At 35.5% G+C, this 15,128-nt stretch carries 5 protein-coding genes; 4 read left to right on the plus strand and 1 reads right to left on the minus strand.

The window, feature by feature from the left end; all coding sequences use genetic code 11:
• Entirely contained in the window at positions 1-1,671 is a 1,671-nt protein-coding gene (locus tag Q0873_RS08100) for an ABC transporter ATP-binding protein (protein WP_299105852.1), read from the minus strand.
• A 320-nt stretch (positions 1,672-1,991) separates the two neighbouring features.
• Here Q0873_RS08100 and Q0873_RS18245 point away from each other — a divergent pair, with 320 nt between their 5' ends.
• The 4 genes from Q0873_RS18245 to Q0873_RS08125 all read left to right on the plus strand — a co-directional run bounded on the left by Q0873_RS18245 (position 1,992) and on the right by Q0873_RS08125 (position 15,071).
• Positions 1,992-4,229, plus strand: a complete 2,238-nt coding sequence (locus Q0873_RS18245; RefSeq protein ID WP_363322546.1) for a M43 family zinc metalloprotease — start codon at positions 1,992-1,994, stop codon at positions 4,227-4,229.
• A 239-nt stretch (positions 4,230-4,468) separates the two neighbouring features.
• Positions 4,469-7,024: a GEVED domain-containing protein gene (locus Q0873_RS08115; protein WP_299105855.1), complete on the plus strand. Its 2,556-nt coding sequence runs from the start codon at positions 4,469-4,471 to the stop codon at positions 7,022-7,024.
• A 94-nt stretch (positions 7,025-7,118) separates the two neighbouring features.
• Entirely contained in the window at positions 7,119-11,459 is a 4,341-nt protein-coding gene (locus tag Q0873_RS08120) for a GEVED domain-containing protein (protein WP_299105857.1), read from the plus strand.
• Between the two features lie 219 nt (positions 11,460-11,678).
• Entirely contained in the window at positions 11,679-15,071 is a 3,393-nt protein-coding gene (locus tag Q0873_RS08125; RefSeq protein WP_299105860.1) for a GEVED domain-containing protein, read from the plus strand.
• Positions 15,072-15,128 lie beyond the last annotated feature (57 nt).

A 15,128-nucleotide genomic window follows, 5' to 3' on the forward strand; every position in this document is an offset into this window, starting at 1 on the left:
TTAAATTCCTTTCGGAATGGCGTTAATTAAAGTTTGTGTGTAGTTGGTTTTAGGATTGTTATATATTTCATCGGCATCGGCTATTTCCTCTATTTTCCCTTTGTTCATCACAATAAGCTGATCTGCCATGTACTTTACAACAGATAAATCATGAGAAATAAAGATGTAAGTAAAGTTAAATTCTGATTTTAAACTGTTTAATAAATTCAAAACTTGTGCTTGTACTGATACATCTAAAGCAGAAACAGATTCATCGCAAATAATTAACTTAGGTTGCAACGCTATGGTACGAGCAATCCCTATTCGTTGTCGCTGCCCTCCAGAGAATTCATGCGGATATCTATAAAAATGCTCTTTTGAAAGCCCTACTTTTTCTAGCAAATTCATAACATATTCCATTCTTTCTGAATTAGAATTCAAAATATGATGAACTTTCATGGGTTCTAAAATCGCTTTACCAACCGTTATTCTTGGGTTTAAGGAAGAAAAAGGATCTTGAAATATTATTTGAATCTCTTTTCTTAAGAGTTTCAATTCTTTCTTGGGTAATTTGGTAATATCTCTATTCTTGTAAAAAATGCTGCCGGCAGAGGCTTTTTCTAGCTGAAGAATTGTTCTACTTAAAGTGGTTTTTCCACATCCGCTCTCCCCTACTAAACCTAATGTTTCTCCTTCATAAATTTTAAAAGAAACATCATTTACAGCTTTTACTACTTGTTTTTGTTGAAACCAAAATCCACCAGAAACAAACTCCTTTTCTAAATTAACTATTTCCAACAAAGGTTTTTGGTTATAGAGTTTTTCGTGAAAAGAATTTCTTTCTTCTGAAGTATAAACCGTATGATTAACTGTGTTATTGATGAAATTTGAAACAGTAGGTAATGTTTTTAAACGCTCTTTAATATTAGGTTTAGATTTTATAAGTGCTTTTGTATACTCTTTTTGAGGATTTAGAAAAACATCTGAGCTGGTACCTTGTTCAATAATGCTACCTCGATACATCACTACTACTCTATTTGCTATTTCTGAAACTAAAGATAAATCATGAGAAATAAATATGATACTCATCTTTGTTTCTTGTTGTAACTCCTTAAGAAGTTGAATTATTTCTTTTTGAACAGTAACATCTAAGGCTGTTGTAGGTTCGTCTGCAATTAAAAGCTGAGGTTTACAAGCAATAGCCATGGCAATCATGACACGCTGTTTTTGTCCACCACTAATTTCATGGGGATAGGTATTATAAATTTGCTCAGGTCGAGGAAGCTTTACTTTATTAAAAAGAGAAATTACTTCTGTTTTTATTTCTTGAGAGGAGAGATTTGTATGAGTTTTTAAGATTTCAGCAACTTGAAAACCACAAGAAAGAGTTGGATTTAAAGAGCTCATAGGTTCCTGAAAAATCATTCCTATTTTTTTTCCTCTTATTTTTTGAAACTCCTTTTCCGTGTAATTTAAAATAGATGTATTGTTGAACAAAATTTCTCCTTCAATATGGGCGCTAGGAGATAACAATCCTAAAATAGCCAAAGTACTTACAGATTTACCACTTCCACTTTCACCAACAATTCCTAAAATTTCATTTTCCTTAAGAGAAAAAGATATGTTATGAATAACATTACTTTTCACATTCTGATTTAAAAAGCCAATAGAAAGGTTGTTTATTTTAAGCATATTAGGTAATAAGAAAACAAGAGTTTCAACGAAATTAATAAAAATGTTTTAGTGGTGATAGTGTTAAGTATAACTTAATTCCATTTTGTGAACAGAATTACAAAATCCCAATCCCCCTGTATTTCGAACTTTTTATTTCTTAGCTTATGATAAAGTTGACTCAATTTTTGAATATACGTTTATCGAAAAATACTCGTAATTCTTTGGTTATTAGATAATAAAAGTTATTTTCGTTAGCAATTTGATAATATTTTAATATAATTTATGATCAAATGTCAGAATATTAACATAAGTATTAACTATAACCAAAACTTTTAACAATGAGAAAAATTACTTTATTTTTCCTTTCACTCATTTTTGTTAGTAGTACATTACTCTCTCAAGAAAAAAGGAATTGTCATTCTATGAACAATTTGGAGTATCGACAATCTTTAGATCCTTCTTTAAAACAAAGAATGGATGAAATCGAATCTTTTACACAAAAAAGGGTAAAAGAAATGCAAAATCTTCAAGGCAAAGTTAATGGACAAATTATAACCATTCCAGTGGTTGTTCATGTTATTTACAACAGCGCACAAGAAAATATTAGTATGGCACAAATTCAATCTCAGATTGATGTGTTAAACGAAGACTTTAGAAGAACGAATTCAGATGCTACCAATAAATGGTCGCAGGCAGCAGATACTCAAATTGAGTTTCAATTAGCAACAGTTGATCCTAATGGAAATTCAACTACAGGTGTTACAAGAAAGTCATCGAGTAAAACATCTTGGGGAACCAATGATGCCATGAAGAAATCTTCTCAAGGAGGAGTAGATCCATGGAATGCTGGGGAGTACCTAAATATGTGGGTATGTAATATCGGTGGAGGAATTTTAGGATATGCTCAGTTCCCAGGAGGTAGTGCTTCTACAGATGGAATTGTAATGAGTCCACAATATTTTGGTAGCTCAGATAAAGGATCAGGATTCTATTTATCAGCGCCATTTGATAAAGGACGTACTACAACCCATGAGATAGGTCACTTCTTAAACTTACGCCATATTTGGGGTGATGGAGGATGTAGTGTAGATGATTTTGTTTCAGATACACCAACATCAGATGCTGCAAATTATGGTTGTGCAACAGGTCATAATTCTTGTGGTAGTGAAGATATGGTTGAAAACTATATGGATTATTCGGATGATTCTTGTATGAATTTATTTACTACAGGACAAAAAAATAGAATGCGTGCAGTGTTAGAAGCTGGAGGTTCTCGTAGAAGCTTAGCTTTATCAGATAAATTTGGAGGAGGATCTACTCCAACATGTTCAGATGGAATTCAGAATGGAGACGAAACAGGAATTGACTGTGGAGGTTCTTCTTGTGCTCCATGTCAAACATCATGTACAGATAATGAAGCAACATTTAGTTTAACTTTTGATAATTATGCTTCTGAAACTTCATGGACAATTACAAATTCTTCTGGAACTACGGTTGCTTCAGGAAGTGGTTATGGAAGTGCTAATAACGGAACAACGATTACTGAAAACTTATGTTTACCAGATGGTTGCTATACATTTACTATAAATGATTCTTATGGAGATGGAATATGCTGTTCTTATGGAAATGGATCATACTCAATTACAGATTCAAGTGGAAGTTTGGCTTCAGGAGGTTCTTTTGGAAGTTCAGAATCTAAGCAGTTTTGTGTAGGAGGTTCTGCACCACCAACGTGTTCAGATGGAATTCAGAATGGAGATGAAACAGGTATAGATTGTGGAGGTTCTTCTTGTGCTCCATGTGATACTGGAGGAGGAAATACCGTTTTACACGAAGGAACATTCGAATCTGGATGGGACGGATGGTCTGATGGAGGAAGCGATTGTTTCCGTTACTCAGGATCAAGATCAAGCGAAGGAAACTATTCGATTAGAATTAGAGATAATTCTGGAACAGCATCGGCAATGACTTCTGAAACATTTAACTTATCTTCATTTAATCAAGTAGAAGTAGCATTTGAGTTCTATGCGTATAGTATGGAAAACAATGAAGATTTTTGGTTACGTTATTATAATGGATCTAGTTGGTCTACATTAAAAGAGTGGAAAAGAGGTACAGATTTTAATAACAATACCTTCTATTCTGCTACAGTAACAATAAATGCATCTGATGTGAATTTTGTAAATAATGCTCGATTTAGATTTCAATGTGATGCAAGCGGAAACGCTGATCATATTTATATAGATAAAGTTAAAATTACAGGAATTGGAGCAGGAGCAAGAAATGCTGGAGGAGATACTTTAGTTGCTCTAAGAAGTTTAGATACTCATCGAGAAGGTGGTACTTTAGAGGAAGAGTTTGCAGTTTATCCAAACCCGGTTAAAGGAAATACACTATTTGTAAAAGTATTGGAAGAGTCTAATGCAGACTATAAAATCATTAATATGTTAGGTCAAGTTGTTAAAAAAGGAAAACTATCGAAGCAAATCGATGTTGGAAATTTACAATCTGGCATTTATTTGTTCGAAATAAACGATATTGATGAGAAAATAACACGGAAATTTGTTAAAAAATAAAAAAATTAACTCTTTTTAAGATTATTTATAAACCCAGTGAGTCACTGGGTTTTTTCGTTTTTTAACGCTAAAAAACGAGGGGCTGTGTTTGGTTCTTGATTTTTATTTGTGCATCTTTTTTATATATTTGACGCGTTTTCGACAAAAAAAACGAGTTTTTGTTATTGTTTTAATTATAAAAACTTCATTTTGTTTAAGTATTAACTAAGTCAAATAATTTAATTAAAAACCCTTCGTTCATGAAAAGAACAATTACCCTGGCACTTTCGTGCTTATTTCTGGGTACTGCTGCTTTTGCTCAGCAAAAAACTACCCTAGTAAAGCGTACCTGTGACGCAGACGTTATAATGAAAGAGCGTCAAAAAAGAAACCCAGAAGCCAAAAAGTACATGTTAGAGATGGAAACCTATACTCAAAAGAGAGTACAGGAAATGAGATCTTTACAAGGAAAGATAGAAAATGGAGTATACAAAATTCCAGTTGTAGTACATATTTTATATACTAACTCTACTAACAATATTAGTACTTCTCAAATTCAATCACAATTAGATGTATTAAATGCAGATTTCCGTAGAACAAACTCTGACGCTACTAATAAGTGGTCTCAAGCTGCAGATACTAAAATCGAGTTCTATTTAGCAAAAGTAGATCCGAATGGTAATGCTACAACAGGTGTTACTAGAAAACAAGTAACTAAATCTACCTGGAATACATCATTAGGTGATAGTGATAGAATTAAAAAATCATCGCAAGGTGGTGTTGATCCATGGGATACTGCAGAGTATTTAAATATGTGGATTGTTGATAACATCGTTAGAAACACTGCTACTGGAACTGCTACAATTTTAGGATTTGCTCAATTCCCTTGGGATACAGATAAGTCAACTGATGGAGTTGTAATGGCAGATCAATATTTTGGTACAAATGGTACAGCAAAAGCTCCTTTTGATGGAGGTAGAACTACAACTCACGAAGTAGGTCACTTCTTTGGATTACGTCACATTTGGGGTGATGCTCCTTGTGGAACTGATGATTTTGTATCTGATACTCCAGAATCTGATGCGGCTAACTACGGTTGTCAAACGGGTCATAACTCTTGTGGGTCTGAAGATATGGTACAAAACTATATGGATTATTCAGATGATTCTTGTATGAACTTATTTACTGCTGGTCAAAGAGACAGAATGCATACATACTTAGCTGCTGGTGGAGCAAGACGTGCATTAGCTTTATCTGATAAAGCTGGTAGCGGTGGAGGAGGAACTAACCCTCCTGCAACTTGTTCATCAACTATTTCATCTTTCCCATATGCTGAAGGATTTGAATCAGGAGATGCTTGGACTCAAGTTACTGGTGATGCTGGAAACTGGGTAAGAAAAAGTGGAAGTACTCCTTCTTCAGGAACTGGACCAAGTTCAGCTACTCAAGGTTCTTATTATATGTTCTTAGAAGCTTCTTCTAACAGTAGTACTGGACAAATCGGATCTAACGCAACTGCTATTTTAGAAAGTGCATGTTTCGATTTAGCTGGTAAATCTTCAGCTTCTTTTACATTCAAAAACCATATGTATGGAAATAACGTTGGATCTTTAAAGGTACAAGGGTTAAAAGATGGACAAACATCTTGGACAGATTTATGGTCTGATTCAGGAAATAAAGGAAACCAATGGAATTCGGTTTCTGTAAACTTAAGTGCATACTTAGGAGGAAAAGTTAAATTAAGACTAGTTGGTACAACTGGAAATGGATGGTCTAGTGATATCGCAGTAGATGACTTAGCAGTTACTACTGGTGGTGGATCTTCTGCAGATACACAAGCACCAACTGCACCAGGAAGTTTAGCAACTGCAAATGTTGCTCAAACTACTTTAACATTAAACTGGAATGCTTCTTCAGACAACGTAGGAGTAACAGGATATGATGTATATCAAGGATCTTCTAAAATTGGATCTACAACAAATACAACAGTAAACGTAACTGGATTAACAGCTGCTACTGCTTATACGTTCTCAGTAAGAGCTAAAGATGCTGCTGGTAACGAATCTTCAGCAAGCTCTGTAAATGTTACTACTTTATCAAACGCATTAACATATTGTTCATCTAAAGGAAACCGTTCTTCATATGAATGGATTGACAATGTAGAACTAGGTGGAATGACAAATGCTACTGGAGATAACGGAGGTTATGAAGACTTTACTGCTAAGGTAGCTACTTTAGCACAAGGAAGTTCAAACCAAATGGTTGTAAGTGCTGGATTTAGAAGCACTGCTTATACTGAGCATTGGGCTGTATGGATTGACTTTAACCAAAACGGAACTTTTGATGCTTCAGAAAAAGTAGTTACAGGTTCTTCTTCAAGCGCAAACAATTTAACAGCTACTGTTGCTGTGCCTGCTGGAGCTACTTTAGGTTCTACTAGAATGCGTGTATCTATGAAGTATAACGCTGCGCAAACAGCTTGTGAAACTTTTGATGATGGAGAAGTAGAAGATTATACTGTAAACATCGTTTCAAGTGCAAGACAAGATAATCCAGTTAGCGCTGACAGATTAGGAAATGAAACTGCATTAGATTTCGTAGCTTATCCTAACCCTGCATCTAATTTTGTTCAGGTGAAGTTAGCTTCTAAAAATGATGTAATGAACTATAAGATTGTAAATACTATTGGACGTGTAGTTAAAGCTGGACGCTTAAATGGAAATAGTATCAATATCTCTGATTTAAATACAGGAATGTATATCTTAGAAGTGAACGATGGTCAAAAATCGTTAACAACTAAGTTAATGAAGAAGTAATCAATCTAACAGATTATAACAATATTAAATCCGGGTTATATTTTATAACTCGGATTTTTTTCTCAAAAATTTTATTAACCAAAACCCTTCAAAAATGAAAAATAATTTCAAATTATTAGTTGGTGGTTTGTCTTTAGCAGTGGCCTCTACGGTCGGCTATAAAGAATTTCAATCTTATGAGGCACAAAAAGAGATTGAAAGCAAACGACAAACACATGCAGCATTTTTAAAGAACAGTCCTTACAAAGAAACTTTAAAGTGGGATAAAAAAACTAGAAAGCTTAATGGGCTTCCGCCTAATAGGTATTTCGAGCAAATGGCAGAGTTAACAATGAACCCTGCAACAGGAGAGCTTGAACAAGGAAATGTTACAAAGCTTAGGCAAGAGCTTGTAAACATGAGACAAGCGCAAAAAAACCCTGGAGAAAATACAAATGCTTGGGTAGAAAGAGGTCCGAACAATGTAGGGGGAAGAACAAGAGTTATTTTATTTGATCCAAACGACGCTACCAATAGAAAAGTATATGCTGGAGGTGTTAGTGGTGGTTTATGGGTAAATAATGACATTACGAATGCCAATTCTCAATGGCAAAGAGTTCAAAATGTACCAGGAAATTTATCGGTAACATCTATTACAGTTGATCCAAGAAATTCTAATACTTGGTATGTAGGTACTGGAGAACAATATACAGCAGGTGATGTTGTTGGTAATGGAGTATATAGAACAACAGATGGTGGTACTACTTGGACGGCTATTAATATTCCAGCTGCAGGAGGAGGAACCATTAACTTTAATGCATCAAATGTATTCTTATCTGGAATTCATTATGTAAATGATGTTTTAGCATGGGATAATGGTACTTCTACAGAATTATTTGTAGCAGTAGGAGCGCATGTGTATGGAGCTTCATCTTCACCTAGAAACTGGTTAGGGTTACAATCTGCCGGATTATATCGTTCAACGAATGGTGGTACTACGTGGAATAGAATTGAAACTGCTGGAATGCGATATGAACGTGATGGTAATAACTACTACTATATTCCAAATGATTTAGAAGTAGGTTCAGACAATAAGATTTGGATGGGTACTATCAATTCTGCTTTAGGACAAGGTGGAGGAAGAGTATTTAGCTCTACAAATGGTTCTACATGGACGGAAGCTGCCGCTTCTCCATTAACAGAATCTAATAGAGTAGAGATAGAGCCTTCTGCTTCTAATGCAAACAAATTATATGTTTTAGCACAAGGAACAACAGATGCAGCACCAGTAAGAATCTTTAAAACAACAAACGGATTCTCTACAGTATCAACTGTAAGTTTACCAAATGATGCCGATACAAATATTGCAGCAAATGACTTTTGTCGTGGACAGGCTTTTTACGATTTAGTAATTGAAGCAGATCCAAGCAACGATGATACAGTATATGTTGGAGGTATCGATTTATTTAAGTCAACAAATGGAGGTACTTCTTGGAGTCAGTTATCTCACTGGTATGGTGGATTTGGTGTTTCTAACAATGTACATGCCGATCAACATTCTATTGCTTTTGGTAACAATTCTTCAACAAGAATGTTATTTGGTAATGACGGAGGTATCTACTATTCAGGAAATGCAGGAAGCACTATTAGTGTAAGAAACAAAGGGTACAATGTTACTCAGTTTGTTAAAGCTGCTATTGGACCAGATGGTGCAGGAGATACAAATGGTATCTTTAGTGCAGGAGCACAGGATAACGGAACACAAGCATTTAGAAATGCTTCAGCAGGAATTAATAGTTCTACTGAATTAAGTGATGGTGACGGTTTTTACACGTTTGTTGATAAAGACGGTCAATATATGATTGCTACGTATACTAACAATGTAATTTACCGTTTTAACTTACCTTGGAATGGTCAAGGAAGAAGACAAGGAGGAGCAACTACTTTATCGAATGATCGAAATGCAGGAGACTTCGTAAACCAAATGGGATACGATAGTAATGCGAATAGATTATTAGCTAACAACTCATCATCTTCTGCAAACTCTATTTTAAGTGTTAATGTAGCAGGAAACAGTAAAGGAACATTAACCAATAGTTTATTAGATGCAAAACCTACCGCATTTAGAGCTTCTCCGTTTACAGCAAATCGTTGGTTTGTTGGATTAGCGAATGGTAAGTTATTAAAACTTTCAAGCGTTGGTAATTCAAGTGCTACGTTTGCTAGTGTTACAACTCCGTTTGTAGGATCTGTTTCATCAGTTAGATTTGGAGCTACAGAAAACGATATTTTTGTAACAATGCATAATTATGGAGTTACTAGTGTATGGGCTACTACAGATGGTGGTGCAAACTGGGTAAATAAAGAAGGGAATTTACCAAACATCCCAGTAAGAGATTTCTTACAAAACCCATTAGATAGAAATGAAGCAATTGTAGCAACTCAATTAGGAGTTTGGTCTACATCTAATTTCAATGCAGCATCTCCAACATGGTCTCAAGCATACAATGGAATGAGTGATGTAAGTGTAACTGCTTTTGATTATTGGAATGTAAATGGAACAAATACTCAAAACAAAATTATTGCGTCTACCTATGGTAGAGGAGTGTTTACAGGAACATTTACAGCAAATACTGTTGCAGATACACAAGCACCAACTACTCCAGGTAGTTTAGCAGCTTCTAATGTTGCAGCTACTTCGTTAACCTTAAACTGGAATGCATCTACAGATAATGTAGGGGTAAGCGGATATGATGTATATCGTGGAGCTACTAAAATTGGAACTTCTACAACTACATCTTATAATGTAACAGGATTATCGGCAAGTACAGCATATACATTTACAGTAAAAGCAAAAGATGCTGCTGGAAATGAATCTGCAGCAAGTAATGCAGTTAATGTTACAACTACAGCAATTACTATTTCTTGTACATCTACAGTTACTTCTTTCCCATATGCAGAAGGATTTGAATCTGGAGATGGATGGACACAAGCAACTGGTGATGCAGGAAACTGGGTAAGAAAGAGTGGAAGTACTCCATCTTCTGGAACTGGACCAAGTTCTGCAACACAAGGATCATATTATATGTTCTTAGAAGCTTCTTCTAATAGTAGTCCTGGACAAATTGGTTCTAATGCTACTGCTATTTTAGAAAGTGCATGTTTCGATTTAGCAGGAAAATCATCAGCATCATTTACATTTAAAAACCATATGTATGGTAATAATGTAGGGTCTTTAAAAGTACAAGCATCTTCAGATGGTGCTACTTGGACAGATGTATGGTCTGACTCAGGAAATAAAGGAAACCAATGGAATTCAGTTTCAGTAAACTTAAGCGCTTATTTAGGAGCTAATGTTAAGTTAAGACTTGTTGGAACAACTGGAGGTGGATGGTCTAGTGATATTGCCGTTGATGATTTAGCAGTAACAGTTGTGAATGAAGGAGCAGATACACAAGCACCAACAGCACCAGGTAGTTTTGCAGCAGTTAACGTTGCACAAACTTCGTTAACATTAAACTGGGCAGCTTCTACAGATAATGTAGCAGTAACAGGATATGATGTATTCCAAGGAGCAACTAAATTAGCTACAGTAACAGCTACAACATACAATGTTACAGGTTTAACAGCTGGTACAGCGTATACATTCTCAGTAAAAGCAAAAGATGCTGCTGGCAATGAATCTGCTTCAAGTACTGTAAATGTTACTACACAAGCAAATACTACACTTACTTATTGTGATTCAAAAGGAAACCGTTCTTCTTATGAATGGATTGATAATGTTGAATTAGGTGGAATGACCAATGCAACAGGAGACAATGGAGGTTACGAAGATTTTACATCGAAAGTAGCAACTTTAGCTCAAGGAAGTTCAAATCAAATGGTTATAAGTGCCGGATTTAGAAGTACAGCCTATACAGAGCATTGGGCAGTTTGGATTGACTTTAATAAAAACGGAACTTTTGATGCTTCAGAAAAAGTAGTTACAGGTTCATCTTCAAGTGCAAATAATTTAACATCTACGGTTGCAGTACCTGCAGATGCTGTTTTAGGAAACACAAGAATGCGTGTATCTATGAAGTATAACTCAGCTCAAACAGCTTGTGAAACTTTTGCAGATGGAGAAGTTGAAGATTATACAGTAAACATTGTTGCTTCTGCAAGTTCAATTTTTAATGCATCAGGTACTTCAAGTGGAGCTACTGAAGTTTTAGGAACTGAAAGAAACTTAGGTTTAACAACATTCCCGAACCCAGCAAGCGATTTTGTAACAGTTAAGTTAAGTTCAAAAGCTGAAAACTTATCATATACTATGATTAATAGTTTAGGAGCTACAATTAAGCAAGGAAAATTAGATTCATCAACAATTGATGTTTCTGATCTACATACAGGAATTTATATTTTACAGGTGAATGATGGTCAAAAAACATTGACTTCAAAGCTGATGAAAAAATAATTTCAAAAAATTAACATTGCAAAAACCCCAGTAAAACACTGGGGTTTTTTATATATCTCTTTGAAATACTAAGCATTAACTTGTTTTTATTGTTTTTAACTTTGCAAAAAATTTATATATTTGGTTCGTTTTTAACAAAAAAATAAGATTTTTTTAAGAATTATATTAAAAAAACTTATTTGTTATTAATGATCAATTAACTAAATAAACCCTTCAAAAATGAAAAACAAGTACTTCAAAAGTCTTGTTTTGGCAGGAGCTGTCGTAGGATTAAGTTTCCAGGCTCAAGCCCAAAACAAACAAGAGGTAGATCAAATTCGTAGTAAGTACAATTTGACAAAACTTCAATCGATGAAGCAAGATTTCGCAAGAAAGGCTTCAAAAGAAAAACAACAAGCACTTCAAATTGCGCAACAACGAGGATGGAAAACTACGTTTACCACCAAGGATGGACGCATGATGGAACTTCAAAGAGTAGTAGATGGTAAGCCAATTTATTATACTACTTACAACGTAGATGCAGCTAAATCTACAAGAACAGACCACTTAAACTCTGGAGGATCATTAGGATTGAACTTAATGGGACAAGGAATGACTGCTTACGTATGGGATGGAGGTATCGCAAGAGCTTCTCACCAAGAGTATGATGGAGCAGGAGGTAACAACCGTTTCTCTGTATTCGATGGTAGTTCATCTTTAAACTTCCACGCGGCACACGTAACAGGAACCATTATGGCTTCTGGTGTTCAAGCAAATGCAAAAGGAATGGCACCACATTCAAAAGTAAGAGGTAGTGACTGGAACAGTGATACTTCAGAAGCAACAAATGCAGCTTCTAGTGGAATGTTAGTGTCTAATCACTCTTATGGTTTTGCGGCTAGAAATCCTAATACAGGACAGGTGCAATTACCACAACACTACTTTGGTGGATATATTACTACATCTCGTGATTGGGATCAAATTATGTTTAATGCACCAAACTACTTAATGGTAGTTGCTGCAGGTAACGATGGTAATGATAACACAGCAAATAACAACCCAACTGGAGGTTCTGGATGGGATAAATTAACAGGGCACTCTACTTCTAAAAACAACTTAGTAGTTGCAAATGCTCAAGATGCAAACATTGATGCAAGCGGAAACTTAGTTTCGGTTTCAATCAATAGCTCAAGTAGTGAAGGACCAACGGATGATTTTAGAATTAAGCCAGATATTACTGGTAATGGTACAGGAGTATATTCTACATACCACAACAGTAATACTGCTTATAACTCTATTACAGGAACGTCTATGGCGTCGCCAAACGTTACAGGTTCTTTATTATTATTACAAGAGCACCATAAAAACTTAAACAGTGGTAGCTTCATGAAAGCAGCAACGTTAAAAGGTTTAGCATTACACACTGCTGATGACGCAGGTGCTTCTGGACCAGATGCTGTTTTTGGATGGGGATTATTAAACGCTAAAAGAGCTGCTGAAACGATTACTAAGAAGGGTAATCAAGCAAAAATGGAAGAGTTAACGTTAACTTCAGGTCAAACATATACTATTACTGTTGATTCTGATGGAACGAATCCTTTATTAGCTTCTATTTCTTGGACAGATAGACCAGGTACTGCTAATACTACAGTAAACTCTACTACTCCAGTTTTAGTAAACGATTTAGATATTCGTGTTTCTAAAGGAGGAACTACATATTTACCATATAAGTTAACAGGACCAACTACAAGTGCTAAGCAAGATAACAATGTAGATCCTTTCGAAAGAGTGGATGTTACAGGTGCTTCAGGTACGTATACTATTACAGTAACTCATAAAGGTTCTTTAACAGGTGGAAGCCAAAACTATTCATTAATAGTAACTGGTATTACTGGAACTCCAGTAGTATGTAATGCAACTATTCCAACAGGAGTTTCAACATCTTCTGTAACTTCTTCAGGAGCATCAGTTTCATGGACAGCAGTTCCAGGAGCAACATATGATGTACGTCACCGTCAGGTTGGTACTTCTTCTTGGACTACAGCTGCAGTTTCAGGAACGTCTACTTCATTAAGTGGATTATCAGCTTCTACTCAGTACGAAGTGCAAGTACGTAGCAAGTGTTCTTCAGGAAACTCTAACTATAGTGCTTCAGTAAACTTTACTACACCAGCAGTAACAATTACTTATTGTAACTCAAGTGGTAATACTTCATATGCTACAGGAATTACCAGAGTTCAATTTGGATCTATAAATAATGCAGATGGACCTGCAAAAGATAAAGGATACGAAGACTTTACTAGTATTAGTACTACAGTATCTAAATCATCTTCAGTAAACCTTACAGTATCAGTAAATACTGACGGAAACTATAGAGTTGATGCTATTGCATGGATTGACTGGAACAAAGATGGAGACTTTGCAGATAGCGGAGAAACTTATGACTTAGGAAATATTAGTAATGTATCTAACGGAGCTTTACCTACAGTTGCTGTAGCTGTACCAGCTGGTGCTGCAACAGGAGCAACTAGAATGAGAGTATCTGCAAGATATAACTCTAACCCTACTTCTTGTGGAACTAACTTCGACGGAGAGGTAGAAGATTATACAGTAAATGTACAAGCTGGATCAGCTGATACACAAGCGCCAACAGCGCCAAGTAGTTTAGCTGCATCTAATGTTGCACAAACAACATTAACATTAAACTGGACTGCTTCAACAGATAACGTAGGAGTAACTGGATATGATGTATATAGAGGATCAACTAAAATAGGAACTGTTACAGGAACAACAACAAATGTAACTGGATTAACAGCTGCTACTGCATATACATTCTCTGTAAAAGCAAAAGATGCTGCAGGAAATGAATCTGCTTCTAGTAATACTGTAAACGTAACCACTTTATCAAATTCAGTAAGCTATTGTGCTTCTAAAGGAAACAGAGTTACTTATGAGTGGATTGATAACGTTGAGTTAGGTGGTATGACTAATGCAACTGGAGCTAACGGAGGTTACGGTGACTTTACTTCTAAAGTTGCAACTTTAGCTCAAGGAAGTTCAAACCAAATGATCGTAAGTGCTGGATTTAGAAGTACTGCATATACTGAGCATTGGGCAGTTTGGATTGACTTTAACCAAAACGGAACTTTTGATGCATCAGAAAAAGTAGTTACTGGTTCTTCTTCAAGTGCAAATAACTTAACTGCAACAGTTGCTGTACCAGCAGGAGCTACTTTAGGAAACACAAGAATGCGTGTATCTATGAAGTATAACTCAGCTCAAACAGCTTGTGAAACTTTTGCAGATGGTGAGGTAGAAGATTATACAGTAAATATTACTGCTTCTGCATCAAGCTTTACAACGTTTGGAGTTACTAGCGCTGGTGATCCATTAAGAAACGAGCCTGCTTTAGATTTAGTAGCTTTCCCTAACCCTGCATCAGATAATGTACAGGTGAAGTTAGCTTCAAAGTCTGAAATGAGCTATAGAATTGTAAACATTATTGGACGTGTAGTAAAAGCTGGACGTTTAAATGGAAATAATATCAATGTTTCTGATTTAAATACAGGAGCATACATTTTAGAAGTTAATGACGGACAAAAATTATTAACTACTAAGCTGATTAAAAAATAATAAAACCCTTCATCATTATATTAATCAGTTATAACCCGAGCATTTGCTCGGGTTTTT

It is taken from the genome of uncultured Tenacibaculum sp., from assembly GCF_947498805.1.
In the GTDB taxonomy this organism is placed as follows: Bacteria; Bacteroidota; Bacteroidia; order Flavobacteriales; family Flavobacteriaceae; genus Polaribacter.

Bases quoted from the DNA above. Each gene is read 5' to 3' on its own strand.
- Q0873_RS08100 (WP_299105852.1), bottom strand. From the start codon at position 1,671: ATGCTTAAAATAAACAACCTTTCTATTGGCTTTTTAAATCAGAATGTG.
- Q0873_RS18245 (WP_363322546.1), top strand. From the start codon at position 1,992: ATGAGAAAAATTACTTTATTTTTCCTTTCACTCATTTTTGTTAGTAGT.
- Q0873_RS08115 (WP_299105855.1), top strand. From the start codon at position 4,469: ATGAAAAGAACAATTACCCTGGCACTTTCGTGCTTATTTCTGGGTACT.
- Q0873_RS08120 (WP_299105857.1), top strand. From the start codon at position 7,119: ATGAAAAATAATTTCAAATTATTAGTTGGTGGTTTGTCTTTAGCAGTG.
- Q0873_RS08125 (WP_299105860.1), top strand. From the start codon at position 11,679: ATGAAAAACAAGTACTTCAAAAGTCTTGTTTTGGCAGGAGCTGTCGTA.